The following is a 15,432-nucleotide window of genomic DNA, read 5'->3' on the forward strand; positions in this document are numbered from 1 at the left end:
CCATTAGTGCGATAATCCGCCCGCGCGAAGTCAATGCCGAACGCCCGCTCATGCGGGCGTTCGGCATTGTGCTGCCCCGAATTCAAGGCTCGCCCGTCGCGCAGGCTGCGCCCCACAGAGGTTCCTGTTTTGACTGCCACTACTGCCACGCCCCGCGTCGGGTTCGTCTCCCTCGGCTGCCCGAAAGCGACGTCCGACTCCGAAAGCATCCTCACCCGTCTGCGCGCGGAGGGTTACGAGGTTGCCTCCGACTACGATGGGGCTGACCTGGTCATCGTCAATACCTGCGGCTTCATCGACGCTGCCGTCGAAGAATCCCTGGACGCCATTGGCGAGGCGCTGAAGGAAAACGGCAAGGTCATCGTGACCGGCTGCCTGGGCGCCAAGAAAGACGGCGACGGTCGCGGTATCGTCGAGCAGGTGCACCCGAAGGTGCTCGCCGTGACGGGCCCGCACGCGACCGAAGAAGTCATGCTGGCGGTGCACGATCATCTGCCCAAGCCGCACGACCCATTCATCGATCTCGTGCCGCCTCAAGGTGTTCGCCTCACACCGCAACACTACGCGTATCTGAAGATTTCCGAAGGCTGCAACCATCGCTGCACTTTCTGCATCATCCCGTCGATGCGAGGTGATCTCGTGTCGCGCCCGATCCACGAGGTGATGCGCGAAGCTGAAGCGCTGGTCAAATCCGGCGTGAAGGAAATCCTCGTCATTTCGCAGGACACCAGCGCGTACGGCGTCGACACCAAGTACCGCACGGGCTTCTGGAATGGCCGTCCCCTGCGCACGAAGATGTACGACCTGTGCAAGGCGCTGTCGGAGCTCGACGTGTGGGTGCGCCTGCACTATGTCTATCCGTATCCGCACGTCGACGACATCCTGCCGCTGATGGCCGAGGGCAAGGTGCTGCCGTACCTGGACGTCCCTTTCCAGCACGCCAGCCCGCGCGTTCTCAAAGCCATGAAGCGTCCGGCCAGCGCCGAAAACAACCTCGAGCGCATCCGCCGCTGGCGCGAAATCTGCCCGGACCTGACCATCCGCAGCACGTTCATCACCGGCTTTCCTGGCGAGACGGAGGCGGAATTCCAGGAATTGCTCGACTTCCTTGACGAAGCGCGGCTCGATCGCGTGGGCGCCTTTGCCTATTCACCGGTCGAAGGCGCGACCGCCAATGACCTGCCGGGCGCGGTCGCGGACGAAGAGCGCGAAGACCGCCGCCTGCGCCTCATGGAGTACCAGGAAGAAATCAGCGTGCAGCGCCTGAAGGACAAAGTGGGGCGCGAACTGGTGGTGCTGGTCGATGAGGTCAGCGAAGAGGGCGCGGTGGCGCGTTCCGAAGGCGACGCTCCCGAAATCGACGGCCAGGTGATCATTCCCGACGGTTACGATATGCAGGTCGGCGGCTTCTACAAAGTGCGGGTCACCGACAGCGACGTGCACGATCTGTATGCAGAGCCGGTCTTCGCCGACGATTGATATGGTGTTGCCTTCAAACGAGTGACTGCGTTTTGGGAGCCGTGCCGGCTACGGCGCGCTGTCTGCGGCTTCCCGCCCTGGTCTGCGTGAATGCAACGCCGTTCGAATGCGTGGCGCGCTGAAGGAGCTGCCCATGTTCATCCTCGATCAACTTGCCGAACGCCAGATCGCAGAAGCCTGCGATCGTGGCGAGTTCGACGATCTTCCGGGCGCGGGGCAACCGTTGCCCGATGAGGACCTCTCGCTCGTCCCTCCGGAAATGCGGACCGCCTACCGGCTGCTCAAGACTTCCGGCTACATTCCGCCCGAGCTCGAAATGCACCGCGAAGCCGTCGAGATCGCATTGCAGTTGGCAACGGCGGGTGAGGGTGGCGAACGAGGTGCCTTGTACGCGCGCCTGTCGCGCATCAACCTGTGCCTGTCCGAATCCGGGCATCGCCAACTGGTGGTGCCGATCGAATATCTCGACAAGGTTGCCGAGCGGTTCTGACCGCGTGCATGGTGCTCGTGACGTCGCAGGCGTCTGCGTGCGATCATCGACGCTCCTCCTCCCGCCGTCCCATCAGAAGGGCTGCCCATGCAAGAACTGATTGCAGGTCTTCGCTGCATCGTTGGCGATGCCTATGTCGTCGACGCTCCCAATGACCTCGCACCGTATTTGTCCGACTGGCGTGGACGCTATACCGGACAGGCGTTGTGCGCCGTGCGTCCGGCCTCGACCGAAGAACTGGCGGCGGTCGTGCGCCTGTGTGCCGACCATGGCGTCGCAATCGTGCCGCAAGGTGGCAATACGGGTCTGGTAGGGGGGAGCGTGCCATGCCAGGGGGGCGAAGTGATCGTCTTGACCGGACGTCTGAATCGCGTGCGCGAGGTCGATACCGCCAACAACACCATCACTGTCGAGGCCGGCTGCACCCTGGCGGCCGTGCAAGAGGCCGCGCAGGACCACGATCGGTTGTTTCCGCTGTCGTTGGCCGCCGAAGGTACCTGCCAGATCGGCGGCAACCTCTCCACCAACGCGGGCGGCGTGCACGTGCTGCGCTATGGCAACACGCGCGAACTCACATTGGGGCTGGAGGTGGTGTTGCCAGACGGGCAGATCTGGAACGGCTTGCGCGGGCTACGTAAGGACAACACTGGCTACGACCTCAAGCACTTGTTCATCGGCGCCGAAGGTACGCTCGGCATCATCACTGCCGCGGTGCTCAAGCTGTTTCCCCTGCCGCGCTCGCGCAGCGTGGGCTGGGTGGCGTTGCGTGACGCCGATGCGGCCATCGAACTGCTGGCGCTCATGCGCGGGACGGCGGGCGATCGCTTGTCGGCTTTTGAGATCGTCGGCCGCCCGGCGCTCGAACTGGTCCTCAAGCACATGCCCGGCACGAGCGACCCGCTTTCCGATGCGCACGACTGGTATGCGCTGGTTGAACTGAGCGATCCGGCTGCGGGGGACATCACCGCGCCGTTGCTCGAAGAAGGGTTGGGCGAGGCCATGGAGAGCGGCCTCGTGCTCGATGCCGTGCTCGCTGCCAGCGAAGCGCAAGCCGCAGCATTGTGGTCACTGCGCGAGAACATTTCGGAAGCGCAGCGCGTGGAAGGCATCAGCATCAAGCATGATGTGTCGGTGCCGGTGAGCCGCATTCCTGACTTCCTGCGCGAAGCGGGGGCCGCTTTGCGCAGCGAGTTTCCGGATGTACGCATCGTTGCCTTCGGCCACGTCGGCGACGGTAACCTGCACTACAACATGTCCAAGCCGGACGCTTCGGACAACGCCACCTTCATCGCGCAGACGCCCCGCGTGAACCGCATCGTGCACGATTCGGTAGCAGCGAAGAACGGTTCGATTTCCGCCGAGCATGGGCTCGGACAGCTCAAGCGAGAGGAAATCCGGCGCTACAAACAGCCGCTTGAACTGGAACTGATGAAAGCCATCAAGCGTTCGCTCGATCCCAAGGGCCTGATGAATCCGCGTAAGTTGCTCTGATTTTTCCGTTCCAGCGCCCGACAAATGCGCAGGTACTACTCCAAATCAAATGGGGCGGGTTTGAGCGGCCTTAAACTGATTTGCTCGGTTTGTTGATCGTGGACATGCGATGACGGTAGTTGAAGTGGCAAAGGGGCGGGTCAAGCGCCTTCAGACCCTGGGCGAGGAAGTTGCAAACAGCATCAGTCACGGTGTCGGCTGCGTGGCGGCCATCGTCGGGGCTCCGTTCCTGGTATTCGCTGCACTCGATGGCGGTGTGCAGGAGATCATCGGTGCCAGTGTCTTCGCCGCCACGATGATCCTCATGTACCTGAGCTCCACGCTGTACCACGCCATGCCGCGCGGGCGCGTCAAAGAGTTCTTCCACCGCGTCGACCACGCCGCCATCTACCTGCTCATCGCGGGGACGTACACGCCTTTTACGCTTGGCGTACTCAGTGGCACCTGGGGCTGGACGCTGTTCGGTCTGGTCTGGGCGCTGGCCGCCATCGGGCTATTGCTGAAGGCTTTCAACCGGCTCAACCGCAAGTGGTTGTCGGTCAGCATCTACCTTGCCATGGGGTGGCTGATCGTCATCGCCGCCGCGCCGATGAGCGCCAAGGTGCCTCTCAATGGCCTACTGTGGTTGGCTGGCGGCGGGCTGGCCTATACCGTCGGTACGGTGTTCTACGCGCTCAGTTCGCGCCTGCGCTTCTTCCACTTCATCTGGCATTTGTTCGTACTGGCAGGGGCGACGTGCCATTTTTTCGCTGTGCTCTGGTACGCCGCCTGACGAGAACTGCGGAAATCCGGCCCTCTCGGGCCGGCCATTGATAGTGGTCAATCAATGCGGGTAAGAAAATTCTGATACTGCAACTTCACCTTACTGAGTTGCGGAGCCCCTATCATGGCAGTCGTTCGCTGGAGCGAGGACTTGCGCGTTGGCAATCGTGCCATCGATGATGACCACCAAGCGTTGTTCGAGATGCTGGACCGCCTGCATGACGCCATGCGTGTGGGGCAAGGGTCGTCGGCCGTGGGGCCCGTTCTGCAGGAACTCGTCCGCTACACCGAAATGCACTTCCGTCGCGAAGAGCACTACATGCGCCAGATCGGCTACGCCGGTTACGCTGCACACAAGGCCGAACATGATCGCCTGATTCGCGAGGTTCGTGAGCTGCAGGCCCGTTGCACGAGCGGCGCAGTCACCATGTCGCTCAAGGTGCACACCTTTCTGACCGACTGGCTGCGCAATCACATCATGGCGATGGACAAGCAACTGGCGTCCGAGATCGTGGCCGTCAGCGGCGGCGTCGAACGCGCCAGGCCCTGAACACATTCTTCGCAGTTCGACGGTTCGGGGCGCGGCGTATGCGGTGCCGCGGCACGTCCTGACTACTCGTGCGGCTTTCCTGATTCGTTGATTGGATCGCCGCCGGCAATATGGCGCTGCGCGATCGAGGGGCGCCGTGACCGACGCGTGCCGGTCACGGGTTGGGGATGGTCAGATGTTGGCGACGATGAAGTCCTTGACCTGCTGGGTGCTGACGTCGACCACTGTCGAGCGTTGTGGCAGGGCTTCGATGTTCTCGTAGGCCTTGGGGCGCCACGGACTCTGGTTCAGCGCTTCGCGGATGGTCTCTTCGAACTTGGCGGGCAGCGCGGTTTCCAGCACCACCAGGGGCACCCCGGCTTCGCGGTATTCCAGCCCCACTTTCAGACCGTCCGCCGTGTGCGTGTCGATCATCACGTTGTGATCTGCCCACACCTTGCGGATCGTCTCAAGACGGTCGGCGTGCGAGCTGCGGCCCGCCACGAAGCCGTAATCGGCGACCTTGGCGAAATGCGGGGTGCGGGTCAGATCGAACGCGCCGCCACGGTCGACTTCGCGCCACAGTTCGCGAACGGTGTCGGCGTCGCGTCCGACGAGGTCATAGACGAAGCGCTCGAAGTTCGAAGCCTTCGAGATATCCATCGACGGGCTCGACGTTTGCCTGGTTTCCGCCGAGGTGCGCGGGCGATAGACGCCGGTGCGGAAAAACTCTTCCAGCACGTTGTTCTCGTTGGTCGCCAGGATCAGGCGGCGGATCGGCAGCCCCATCATGCGCGCGATGTGGCCGGCGCAGATGTTGCCGAAGTTGCCCGACGGCACCGAGAAGGCCACTTCCTGGTCGTTCGAAGTCGTCGCCGCAAAGTAGCCCTTGAAGTAGTACACAACCTGCGCGACCACGCGAGCCCAGTTGATCGAATTGACCGTGCCGATGCGGTACTTGGCCTTGAAGTCCAGATCGTTCGACACCGCCTTGACGATGTCCTGGGCGTCGTCGAACACGCCACGTACGGCCAGGTTGAAGATGTTCGGGTCCTGCAACGAGAACATCTGCGCCGTCTGGAACGCGCTCATCTTGCCGTAAGGCGAGAGCATGAAAACCTTTACGCCCTGCTTGCCACGCATGGCGTATTCAGCCGACGAACCGGTGTCGCCCGAGGTGGCGCCCAGGATGTTCAGTGTCTCGCCGGTGCGGCCGAGCGCGTACTCGAACAGGTTGCCCAGCAACTGCATCGCCATGTCCTTGAAGGCCAGCGTCGGACCGTTGGACAGTTCCTGCAGGTACAGGCCGTCTTCAAGACGGCGCAGCGGCGTGATCTGTTCGAAATCCGAATCCGGGCGGCCGTTGCTGTACACGGCGGCCGTGTAGGTCTTGTCGATGATGCGCTTGAGGTCGTCCGCCGGAATGTCGTCGGCGAACTTCGACAGCACGGCAAAGGCCAGCTCTCGATAGTTCATGCCGCGCATGGCGGTCAGCTCGGCTTCGGTCAGCTTGGGGTAGTCGACCGGCAATGCCAGGCCGCCATCTTCCATCAGGCCGCCGAGCAGGATTTCGGTGAAGGTCTTGCGCGGCGCTTGGCCACGGGTGGACAAATATTGCATGAGCGTACTCGAAGGTTCGCGCCCCGTCCGCTGCATCGAATCCGCTGCGGACGGGGCAGGGGCCGTGGCCCCGGTTCGGCTTTAGTTGAGTTCTTCCAGGCGGATGCGCGTGACCTTGCTGACCACGGTCGGCAGGTCTTCGATGCGCGCGATCGCGGCGTTGACGTTCTTCTCGATGGCGCGATGCGTCAAGGTGATGATGTCGGCCTGCGATTCGCCCTCACCTGGCTCCTGTTGCAGCATGGCGTCGATCGAAATGTTGTGATCGGCCAGCACGCGCGTGATGTCGGCCAGCACGCCCGGTTTGTCTTCGACCCGCATGCGCAGGTAGTAGGCGGTTTCCACCTCGTCGATCGGCAGGATCGGCAGATCGACCAACTGGTCGGCCTGGAACGCCAGATGCGGTACGCGGTTTTCCGGGTCGGCGGTATGCAGGCGGGTTACGTCCACGAGGTCGGCGATCACGGCCGAAGCAGTGGGCTCCGCGCCCGCGCCCTTACCGTAATACAGCGTCGAGCCCACGGCGTCACCCTGTACGACGACGGCGTTCATCGCGCCTTCGACGTTGGCGATCAGGCGCTTGGACGGGATCAGCGTCGGGTGCACGCGCAGTTCCACGCCTTGCTGGCGGCGGCGCGCGATGCCCAGCAGCTTGATGCGATAACCCAGACGCTCGGCATACTTGATGTCGGTCGCCTCCAGCTTGGTGATGCCTTCGACGTAAGCCTTGTCGAACTGCACCGGGATGCCGAAGGCGATGGCCGACATGATGGTGGCCTTGTGCGCGGCGTCCACGCCTTCGATGTCGAAAGTCGGGTCGGCTTCAGCGTAGCCCAGGCGCTGGGCTTCTTTCAGCACGTCGGCAAAGGGCAGGCCCTTGTCGCGCATTTCCGACAGGATGAAGTTCGTGGTGCCGTTGATGATGCCGGCGATCCACTGGATGCGGTTGGCCGACAGGCCTTCTCGCAGCGCTTTGATGATGGGGATGCCACCGGCCACGGCGGCCTCGAACGCCACCATCACGCCCTTGGCTTGCGCCGCGCGGAAGATCTCGGTGCCGTGCACGGCCAGCAGCGCCTTGTTGGCGGTGACCACGTGCTTGCCGTTCGCAATCGCTTCCAGCACCAGGTCCTTGGCGATGGTATAGCCGCCGATCAGTTCGACGACGATGTCGATCTCGGGGTCGCGCACGAGTTCGAATGCATCCGACGTGATGCGTGCCGCACCGCCCGTGACCTGCTTGGCCAGATCAACGTTGCGATCCGCCACGGCCGTAATTCGAATCGGGCGCCCCGCGCGACGGGTGATTTCTTCCTCGTTGCGGGCCAGCACCGTCCAGGTGCCGCCGCCGACGGTGCCGATACCGAGCAGGCCAACGTTGATAGGTTTCATACAAGCGGTTTCTTGAAGTTGTGGGAGATGATCGCGAAGCCTTCGCGAAAGTAGAACCTGTGCGCGCCATGGCGTTGCACGCCGGAGTCGAGCACGAGGTTGTCCGCGCCCCGCGCCCGCGCCTTGTCGGCCAGCAACCCGAGAAGGGCCTGGCCGACACCGCGGGAACGGTGCGCTGCGTCGGTGACGAGGTCATCGACGTAGAACTTGGTTCCGTTGTGGGTATCTTCAAAGCAGCGCCAGACGGCCACACCGCGCACGGCGTCGTCTTCGACCGCTATCGTCATGCGGCCGCCGTCGGCGAATATGCGCGCCAAGCGCGCCGCGTATTCGGCGGGCAGATTTGGGCGAAGTTGCCGGTGCACCCCTTCGGCCTTCGCCAGCCATTCCGGCTGGGCGATGTTGCCTTGGTCGTCACAGATGTCGATGAGGGTGAGCGACATTCCGGCCGTGCCTTATGCGACCCGTTTTCGGTAGCCATCGAGGAAGCGTGCGATGCGCGAGATCGCCTCGCGCAGATCGTCCTCGTGCGGCAGGAACACGACACGGAAGTGATCCGGTGCGATCCAGTTGAAACCGGTGCCCTGCACCAGCAGTACGCGCTCGGCCTCCAGCAGTTCGAGCACGAACTTCTGGTCGTCGGCGATCGGGTACATCTTCGGGTCCAGGCGCGGGAAGCAATACAGCGCCGCCTGCGGCTTGACCAGGCTCACGCCCGGAATGGCGCTGAGCAGGTCGTAGGCCAGATCGCGCTGGCGGGACAACCGGCCGCCCGGTGCGACCAGGTCATCGATGCTCTGGTAGCCGCCCAGTGCGGTCTGGATCGCCAGTTGCCCCGGCGTGTTGGCGCACAGGCGCATCGAGGCCAGCATGTTCAGGCCTTCGATGTAGTCTCGCGCGTGGCGCTTTTCGCCCGACACCACCATCCACCCCGAGCGGTAGCCACAGGAGCGGTAGTTCTTCGACAGGCCGTTGAAGGTGAGGAACAGTACGTCGTCGGCCAGCGAGGCGATGCTCGTGTGCGTGGCGCCGTCGTACAGCGTCTTGTCGTAGATCTCGTCGGCAAACACCACCAGTTGATGTTCGCGGGCCACCTGCACGATGTCTTCCAGCACCTCGCGCGGGTAGAGCGCGCCAGTGGGGTTGTTCGGGTTGATGACGACGATCGCCTTGGTGTTCGACGTGATCTTGCGGCGGATGTCGGCGATGTCCGGCATCCAGCCCGATTGCTCGTCGCAGATGTAATGCACCGGCGTGCCGCCGGACAGTGCCACGACACCCGTGTACAACGGATAGTCCGGCGCCGGGATCAGCACTTCGTCGCCGTTGTTGAGCAGCGCGTTCATCGACAGCGCGATGAGTTCGGAGGCGCCGTTGCCGAGATACACATCATCGACCGTCACTCCCGGGATCTTCTTTTGCTGCGTGTAGTGCACGACCGCGCGGCGCGGCGCGAAGAGCCCCTTGGAGTCGGTGTACGCGGCGGCATCCGGCAAGTTGCGGATCATGTCCTGCACGATCTCGTCGGGCGGCTCGAAACCGAACACGGCCACGTTGCCGATGTTCAGCTTCATGATGCGATGGCCTTCTTCCTCCATCTGCCGAGCACGGTCGAGAACGGGCCCACGGATGTCGTAGCAGACGTTGGCCAGCTTGGCGGACTTGCGGAAAGTCCGCGCGCGCGGTTCGGTCGTGGTCTGCTGTTCGCCGCCTTCGGCGATGCGGAGTGGAGTGCCCTGCTTCATGATCGGCCCCTCGGATGGCCTGCTTCCGGCCGGGCGCCAGCGCGCCGCAGCCATGCGACAAAAAGACCTGCAATGATATCAAGACCCACCGCCCATTTGGGTCCGGCGAGTCGCAGTGGAGGCAAACCATGCGTTCTTTTGCAAAAAAACGCGCCTTTGGGCTGTCTGCTCGCGATGAAACGCCCTTCCCAAGGCCATTCCGTATGGCTTGCGTGATCGAACGGAATGAGCGATAAGGCCCGTTCAAAGCGCCACGGCGCTGTCCCGCCATTTCCAGCGTCGCACCATGCGACGCGCCATGCCTTCAGACATCATGAAACTGACCCGCGACGCCGCTTCGAACGACAACATGGTCACCTCGTATGACGCCACGCATGTTTCCATCAACCGGCAGCGTCATGAGGGAAATCTCGTCGTCACGCCCGAGACAGTCGTCGATTCATGGGCTGCGCGCGGCTTTGACGGGCTGGCCGAGGCCGATATGCAGACGCTGGTCGATCTGGCGCCCGCATTGGTGATCATCGGCACGGGAGCGCGCCAGCGCTTCCCGCATCCTTCGCTGCTTCGGCCACTGATCGAGGCCCAGATCGGCTTTGAAGTCATGGATACCGGCTCGGCCTGCCGGACGTACAACATCCTCGCTTCAGAAGGTCGCAAGGTCGCAGCTGCGTTGATCCTCGACACGCCTGCAAACTGAAACATGGGCGGTTTCGCACGTATCCACGTTCTGGGCGCTTCCTGTTGCGGCACCACGACGTTGGGGCGTGCGCTGGCGACGCAATCGGGTGCGCAGCACCTGGATACTGACGATTTCTACTGGGCGCCCACCGATCCACCTTATCGCCAAGCGCGTCCTTTGCAGGATCGCGTGTCGCTGCTGCGTGCGGCCATGGAGGAGACGCCCGCATGGGTGCTGTCCGGATCGATGGTGCCGTGGGGCGATGTGTTCATCGAGCGACTGGATCTGGTGATTTTCCTGACGGTGCCCACCGAAGAACGCGTGCGGCGCCTGCGTGCCCGCGAAGTCGCCCGCTACGGCGTCGCCACGCTGGCACCGGGCGGGGCGATGCACGAGCAGCATCTGGCATTCGTGGAATGGGCGGCTGCCTACGACGAAGGAGGCCTCCAGATGCGCAGCCGCGCGCGACATGAGGACTGGCTCGGAAAGCTTGCCTGTCCCGTGATCCGGCTCGACGGAGAACTGCCGACGGCGGTGCAGGTTCAGGTTGTCGGCGACTGGATGGCAGCCGGCTAGCGCCGTCAAAGCGTCAAAAGATACGCCCAAAATCGCAGCCGTGCGTGCATGGCGCATATATTTCGGTCCAAGGTTGCGACGCTCCGGGATTGTCGATACGCTGGTATCGCCAGTCCGAACAAGGAGACCCTGATGCTGGATCAACCGGTTCCGGATTTCTCGCTGCCTGCCACGGGCGGCGATTCCGTTACCCTCTCGTCGCTACGCGGCAAGAAAGTCGTTCTCTACTTCTATCCCAAGGACAACACCCCCGGCTGTACTACCGAGGGGCAGGACTTCACGGCGCTCAATGATGAGTTCGACCGTGCCGGGGCCGTCGTCTATGGCGTCTCGCGCGACAGCCTCAAGTCGCACGAGGGCTTCAAGTCCAAGTTGTGCATGCCCTTTGAGCTTCTCTCCGATGCGGACGAAACCGTCTGCAATCTGTTCGGCGTCATCAAGATGAAGAACATGTACGGCAAGCAGGTGCGCGGCATCGAGCGCAGCACCTTTGTCATCGACCGGGACGGAGTGCTGCGCCGTGAATGGCGCGGCGTGAAAGTCGCAGGTCACGCACAGGAGGTGCTCGACTTCATCAAAACACTCAAATGAGGCGGGCGTGCTGGCGGCTGCCCGCCAGCGCGTTCCCTGGTGTGAACCGGCCCGGCCGGGCGTAGTAGCGAAACCGTGGCGCCCGGCCCGTTGATCGACGTTTATCGCGGAAACCCATATCCATGGCCACCAAGCGCACCCCGGCAAAGCTCCAATCGACGCTGCAGACCAAGCTGTTCGTCCTCGACACCAACGTGCTCATGCACGACCCCACCAGCCTGTACCGCTTCGAGGAGCACGATCTGTTCGTGCCGATCATGACCCTCGAAGAACTCGACAACAACAAGAAGGGCATGTCCGAAGTCGCGCGCAACGCCCGCCAGGCGAGCCGCATGATGGACGAGATCGTCTCGGCCTGCCCGGACGAAATCAGTGCCGGCATCCCGCTGGCGGTGCCATCCAAAGAGCTCGCCACCGGTCGCCTGTTCCTCCAGACCGAGGCCATTCCGCCCGAACTTCCGGAAGGTATTCCCACAGGCAAGGCAGATAACCAGATCCTGGCCGTGACCATGTTCCTGTCGCGCCGCTACTCCGAGCGGCAGGTCATCCTGGTGTCCAAGGACATCAACATGCGTATCAAGGCCCGTGCGCTGGGGCTGGATGCGCAGGATTACTTCAACGACAAGGTTCTCGAAGACACCGACCTCCTCTATACCGGCATGCGTGAGTTGCCGGAGGACTTCTGGGACACCCATGGCAAGGACATGGAGGTCTGGAAGGACGGCGGACGCACCTACTACCGTGTGCGTGGCCCGCTGTGCGCCGATCTGTACATCAACGAGCTGGTCTTCCAGGAAGGCGAAAAGCCGCTCTACGCCATCGTCCGAGAGAAAAGCGGCCCGACCGCCGTGCTCGAAACGCTCATCGACTACTCACACCAGAAGAACAACGTCTGGGGGATCATTGCCCGTAACCGTGAGCAGAATTTCGCGCTCAACCTGCTCATGAATCCCGAGATCGATTTCATCTCGTTGCTCGGGCAGGCCGGCACTGGCAAGACGCTGCTGACACTGGCGGCCAGTCTGACGCAGGTGCTGGAGACCAAGCGCTATTCCGAAATCATCATGACCCGTGTGACCGTGCCGGTCGGCGAAGACATCGGTTTCCTGCCCGGTACCGAAGAAGAAAAGATGGCGCCGTGGATGGGCGCGCTGGAAGACAACCTCGATGTCCTCAATGGCAGCGCCGATGAGGCTGGCGGCTACGGCGGGGAATGGGGCAGGGCGGCCACGCGCGACCTGATTCGCACGCGCATCAAGATCAAATCGCTCAATTTCATGCGCGGGCGCACCTTCATCAACAAGTTCTTGATCATCGATGAGGCGCAGAACCTGACGCCCAAGCAGATGAAAACCTTGATCACCCGCGCCGGCCCCGGCACCAAGGTGGTCTGTCTCGGCAACATCGCTCAGATCGACACGCCGTACCTCACGGAGGGCAGTTCAGGCCTCACGTACGTGGTCGATCGCTTCAAGGGCTGGCCACATGGCGGCCACATCACGCTGCAGCGAGGCGAACGCTCGCGGTTGGCCGACTACGCAGCCGAAACGCTCTGAATCTGCCTGCATCAGCGAAAACGCGGCATTCGTGCCGCGTTTTTTATGTCTGAAGTACAGCCGCGCGCTAGACGGCCGCCATGCCAAGCACCGCGCCACGCATCTCCTGCCGTTTCGGCAGCGCGGCCACAGGCCAGCGCAGCACTCGCAGTCCCGTCTGTGCCAATTGCTGCGCGGCACGCTCGCGCAGCGGATCGTCATCGACCGAACGCAGCAGCATGATGACCGCCGCCGGGGTGAAATCCTTGCGACAGACGACAAAATCGAGCATTGCGCGCGGCGGAATCACCGACCCCATGCCGGTCAGTGCAGCAGGGTCGACGCGCGCCAGGATCTCATGGTCCGGCAAGGTCAGCTTGAGGTTGAAATAGACGATCCGCTCGGCAGCGTCCAGCAGCGCGACGCGAGCGCCCGGCGATTCGATCCTGGCGCTGGCCACCACGGGCGAGGGGCCGGCGGCCTGCGCTTCGGCCACGAAGGCTGCGTAACGCGAAGTTTCACTTTCACGGAGGCTCGAAAAGCGCGTCCGATAGATGCTCCACGCGTGGTAGACCAGCCAGCCCATCAGACACACAATCATCAAGATAACAATGGCTTGCACATGATCTCCCAGTCTTTTCCTGGATTGTAGGCGCACCCGCAGAAGCTGCCCGGCGCGTTTGTCGGGCGCATTGAACCTCCAATCGTGCTTTGATAATTCCGGGTTTACAGTTCGCACTTTTGGCAGATATAGTCCGGCGCTATGCGTTGCGTCCGGAAACCATTCGTTGCCTGTGCTCTGTGCGTGCTGACCAGCATGGCACTGGCCGATGAGCCTACCCAGCAGGGTTTGCTCTCGCGCAATGCTGCGTCCTCTCAAAGCGCCCCGGACGCTGGTTCCACGGGCGTGCAGTCGCTTCTCGACAAAGGCTTGTCCTTCCTCGGCATCAAATACCGCTTCGGTGGCAACGGCCCCGAAAATGGCGGCTTTGATTGCAGCGGACTGGTGCGGCGCGTCTTTGGCGATGCGATGGGGTTGAACCTGCCGCGCACCGCGGCGGACATGGCCAAGCTGGGAGACAAGGTCAATCGCAACGAGCTCAAGCCCGGTGACTTGGTGTTCTTCAACACCATGCGCCGCTCGTTCTCGCACGTCGGTATCTACCTGGGCGACAACCGCTTCCTGCATGCTCCGTCAAAGGGCAGCGTGGTGCGGGTCGAAGAGATTGACGGACGGTACTGGCAGAAGCGTTTCAACGGCGCCCGCCGCCTGTTGCCGGAAGCCAACGCTGCCGTCGTGAACGCCATCAATCCGGCGATCACTGCCGCGCAGAAACAGCAGGGTCTGACTCCCTCGGCCGCCGCGGCGCTCTCGCAATCGCCTCTGCTGCAGTCCTACATGAACAATCCGCCGTCCGACGGCAAGCCGCAGAACTGAGCCCCACGGCTCGCCCCGCCACTCCCACTGTTTTCCCCCAATAGTCTTTTTCAGTTGGTCGCGCCCTGCGCATTGCGCGCGAGGTAAGCCGTCTTGACTGCGTCCGCCAGTGCCATGACGCTCATCGCGTAGAAGCTGCTGCGGTTGTAGCGCGTGATCACGTAGAAGTTCTGATAGCCGAGCCAGAATTCGGTGGCCGCACCCGGCGTGGCCAGATCGATCAGCGCCGCGGCTGCGTCGGGTGCTGCAGCATCGACCGGCCGCACGCCTTGGCGCGCGAAATCTTCCAGTTTGAACTGGGGCAGGATGCCCGCTTCGATCAGCGCCCCGACATTGGCGCCCTGGGCCACCATCGCGCGGGCCGCGATCGGGCCACCTTTCTCCCAGCCATGCTGGACGAGGAAATTCGCCACACTCCCGATGGCATCCGATGGGCTCGTCAGCAAGTCGACACGGCCGTCGTCGTCGAAGTCCACCGCAAAGCCGCGCTCGCTGCTCGGCAGGAATTGCGGCAAACCGAGCGCGCCCGCGTACGAGCCCTTGTAGTCTGTGATCTCGCGCCCTTGCTCACGCGACAGCAGGATCAGCGCTTCCAGTTCGCGGCGGAAGAGATCCGCGCGCGGCGGATAGTCGAACGCCAACGTGGTCAGTGCCGACAGGGTATTGAAGTTGCCTGTGTTGCGGCCGTAGATGGTCTCCACGCCGATGATGGCGACGATGATCTCGGCCGGCACGCCGTACTTGGCTTCCGCCCGCGCCAGCGTCGCCGCATTCTGCTGCCAGAACTGCACACCCCCATTGATGCGCACTTTGTCGAGGAAGCGCTCGCGGTAGCGTTGCCACGACCGCACACCGGGCTGGGTGGGCGGCTTGATGTAGTCGATGACTTTCGGGATCCGCTGCGCCTGCGACAGGACCGCGGAGATCTCTTCGATGGGGATGTCGTTACGCGTTGCGACGTCGGCCATGAAAATGCGCACGTCATCGCGCTCGGTATAGGGCAGGGGTTCCGATTGTGCGATGGCAGGCAGGGTCGCGCAAACGCACGCGATGGCGATCAGGCGTCGGGCAAAACGGTGAATCACTGTCGATGGGCCTTCTGTGG

General features: G+C 62.9%; 16 protein-coding genes. 10 read left to right on the forward strand and 6 right to left on the reverse strand.

Going from position 1 to position 15,432, the window contains the following annotated elements:
- Positions 1–129: 129 nt before the first annotated feature.
- From rimO to ACDA63_RS02280, 5 genes are all read left to right on the forward strand, one after another.
- Entirely contained in the window at positions 130–1,479 is a 1,350-nt protein-coding gene (gene rimO, locus ACDA63_RS02260) for a 30S ribosomal protein S12 methylthiotransferase RimO (RefSeq protein WP_373661540.1), read from the forward strand.
- A gap of 133 nt (positions 1,480–1,612) precedes the next feature.
- The gene (locus ACDA63_RS02265) at positions 1,613–1,969 is read left to right on the forward strand and encodes a DnaJ family domain-containing protein (RefSeq protein ID WP_373661541.1); all 357 of its coding nucleotides are present in this window, start codon (positions 1,613–1,615) and stop codon (positions 1,967–1,969) included.
- Between the two features lie 87 nt (positions 1,970–2,056).
- Positions 2,057–3,460: an FAD-binding oxidoreductase gene (locus ACDA63_RS02270; protein ID WP_373661542.1), complete on the forward strand. Its 1,404-nt coding sequence runs from the start codon at positions 2,057–2,059 to the stop codon at positions 3,458–3,460.
- A 109-nt stretch (positions 3,461–3,569) separates the two neighbouring features.
- The gene (locus ACDA63_RS02275) at positions 3,570–4,232 is read left to right on the forward strand and encodes a hemolysin III family protein (RefSeq protein ID WP_373661543.1); all 663 of its coding nucleotides are present in this window, start codon (positions 3,570–3,572) and stop codon (positions 4,230–4,232) included.
- A 114-nt stretch (positions 4,233–4,346) separates the two neighbouring features.
- The gene (locus tag ACDA63_RS02280; RefSeq protein ID WP_373661544.1) at positions 4,347–4,772 is read left to right on the forward strand and encodes a bacteriohemerythrin; all 426 of its coding nucleotides are present in this window, start codon (positions 4,347–4,349) and stop codon (positions 4,770–4,772) included.
- A 171-nt stretch (positions 4,773–4,943) separates the two neighbouring features.
- On the opposite strand, the gene thrC is transcribed toward ACDA63_RS02280, so the two are convergent.
- The 4 genes from thrC to ACDA63_RS02300 all read right to left on the reverse strand — a co-directional run bounded on the left by thrC (position 4,944) and on the right by ACDA63_RS02300 (position 9,508).
- On the reverse strand, positions 4,944–6,371 hold the full coding sequence (thrC, locus tag ACDA63_RS02285) for a threonine synthase (protein ID WP_373661545.1): 1,428 nt from the start codon (positions 6,369–6,371) through the stop codon (positions 4,944–4,946).
- 81 nt (positions 6,372–6,452) lie between these two features.
- Positions 6,453–7,763, reverse strand: coding sequence for a homoserine dehydrogenase (locus ACDA63_RS02290; protein WP_373661546.1), 1,311 nt, complete (start codon positions 7,761–7,763; stop codon positions 6,453–6,455).
- Complete coding sequence (locus ACDA63_RS02295; RefSeq protein WP_373661547.1) at positions 7,760–8,206, reverse strand: N-acetyltransferase family protein; 447 nt, start codon at positions 8,204–8,206, stop codon at positions 7,760–7,762. Before ACDA63_RS02295 ends, ACDA63_RS02290 begins: the two co-directional genes overlap by 4 nt.
- A gap of 12 nt (positions 8,207–8,218) precedes the next feature.
- A complete protein-coding gene (locus ACDA63_RS02300; protein WP_373661548.1) occupies positions 8,219–9,508 on the reverse strand; it encodes a pyridoxal phosphate-dependent aminotransferase in 1,290 nt (429 codons plus the stop codon).
- A gap of 313 nt (positions 9,509–9,821) precedes the next feature.
- Here ACDA63_RS02300 and ACDA63_RS02305 point away from each other — a divergent pair, with 313 nt between their 5' ends.
- The 4 genes from ACDA63_RS02305 (at position 9,822) to ACDA63_RS02320 (ending at position 12,910) form a co-directional block, all read left to right on the forward strand.
- A complete protein-coding gene (locus tag ACDA63_RS02305) occupies positions 9,822–10,205 on the forward strand; it encodes an Mth938-like domain-containing protein (protein ID WP_373661549.1) in 384 nt (127 codons plus the stop codon).
- A gap of 3 nt (positions 10,206–10,208) precedes the next feature.
- Positions 10,209–10,763: an AAA family ATPase gene (locus ACDA63_RS02310; protein WP_373661550.1), complete on the forward strand. Its 555-nt coding sequence runs from the start codon at positions 10,209–10,211 to the stop codon at positions 10,761–10,763.
- Positions 10,764–10,895: 132 nt separating this feature from the next.
- Positions 10,896–11,354 carry a peroxiredoxin gene (locus ACDA63_RS02315; protein ID WP_373661551.1) on the forward strand — a complete coding sequence of 153 codons (459 nt, stop codon included), beginning with the start codon at positions 10,896–10,898 and terminating at the stop codon, positions 11,352–11,354.
- Between the two features lie 122 nt (positions 11,355–11,476).
- Positions 11,477–12,910, forward strand: a complete 1,434-nt coding sequence (locus tag ACDA63_RS02320) for a PhoH family protein (RefSeq protein ID WP_373661552.1) — start codon at positions 11,477–11,479, stop codon at positions 12,908–12,910.
- Between the two features lie 67 nt (positions 12,911–12,977).
- On the opposite strand, the gene ACDA63_RS02325 is transcribed toward ACDA63_RS02320, so the two are convergent.
- Entirely contained in the window at positions 12,978–13,511 is a 534-nt protein-coding gene (locus tag ACDA63_RS02325; protein WP_373661553.1) for a hypothetical protein, read from the reverse strand.
- 195 nt (positions 13,512–13,706) lie between these two features.
- Here ACDA63_RS02325 and ACDA63_RS02330 point away from each other — a divergent pair, with 195 nt between their 5' ends.
- Complete coding sequence (locus ACDA63_RS02330; protein WP_373661554.1) at positions 13,707–14,327, forward strand: C40 family peptidase; 621 nt, start codon at positions 13,707–13,709, stop codon at positions 14,325–14,327.
- 50 nt (positions 14,328–14,377) lie between these two features.
- Here the strand turns inward: ACDA63_RS02330 and mltB are convergent, their stop codons facing one another.
- Positions 14,378–15,412, reverse strand: a complete 1,035-nt coding sequence (mltB, locus tag ACDA63_RS02335; RefSeq protein ID WP_373661555.1) for a lytic murein transglycosylase B — start codon at positions 15,410–15,412, stop codon at positions 14,378–14,380.
- Positions 15,413–15,432: the final 20 nt, after the last annotated feature.

It is taken from the genome of Uliginosibacterium sp. sgz301328 (assembly GCF_041807905.1).
GTDB lineage: Bacteria > Pseudomonadota > Gammaproteobacteria > Burkholderiales > Rhodocyclaceae > JBGVSA01.

Excerpts from the sequence above, each read along its gene's own strand:
- ACDA63_RS02290 (WP_373661546.1), bottom strand. The coding sequence starts at position 7,763 with ATGAAACCTATCAACGTTGGCCTGCTCGGTATCGGCACCGTCGGCGGC.
- ACDA63_RS02300 (WP_373661548.1), bottom strand. The coding sequence starts at position 9,508 with ATGAAGCAGGGCACTCCACTCCGCATCGCCGAAGGCGGCGAACAGCAG.
- ACDA63_RS02295 (WP_373661547.1), bottom strand. The coding sequence starts at position 8,206 with ATGTCGCTCACCCTCATCGACATCTGTGACGACCAAGGCAACATCGCC.
- ACDA63_RS02275 (WP_373661543.1), top strand. The coding sequence starts at position 3,570 with ATGACGGTAGTTGAAGTGGCAAAGGGGCGGGTCAAGCGCCTTCAGACC.
- ACDA63_RS02330 (WP_373661554.1), top strand. The coding sequence starts at position 13,707 with ATGGCACTGGCCGATGAGCCTACCCAGCAGGGTTTGCTCTCGCGCAAT.
- ACDA63_RS02310 (WP_373661550.1), top strand. The coding sequence starts at position 10,209 with ATGGGCGGTTTCGCACGTATCCACGTTCTGGGCGCTTCCTGTTGCGGC.
- ACDA63_RS02305 (WP_373661549.1), top strand. The coding sequence starts at position 9,822 with ATGAAACTGACCCGCGACGCCGCTTCGAACGACAACATGGTCACCTCG.
- thrC (WP_373661545.1), bottom strand. The coding sequence starts at position 6,371 with ATGCAATATTTGTCCACCCGTGGCCAAGCGCCGCGCAAGACCTTCACC.
- ACDA63_RS02265 (WP_373661541.1), top strand. The coding sequence starts at position 1,613 with ATGTTCATCCTCGATCAACTTGCCGAACGCCAGATCGCAGAAGCCTGC.
- ACDA63_RS02320 (WP_373661552.1), top strand. The coding sequence starts at position 11,477 with ATGGCCACCAAGCGCACCCCGGCAAAGCTCCAATCGACGCTGCAGACC.
- ACDA63_RS02280 (WP_373661544.1), top strand. The coding sequence starts at position 4,347 with ATGGCAGTCGTTCGCTGGAGCGAGGACTTGCGCGTTGGCAATCGTGCC.
- ACDA63_RS02315 (WP_373661551.1), top strand. The coding sequence starts at position 10,896 with ATGCTGGATCAACCGGTTCCGGATTTCTCGCTGCCTGCCACGGGCGGC.
- ACDA63_RS02270 (WP_373661542.1), top strand. The coding sequence starts at position 2,057 with ATGCAAGAACTGATTGCAGGTCTTCGCTGCATCGTTGGCGATGCCTAT.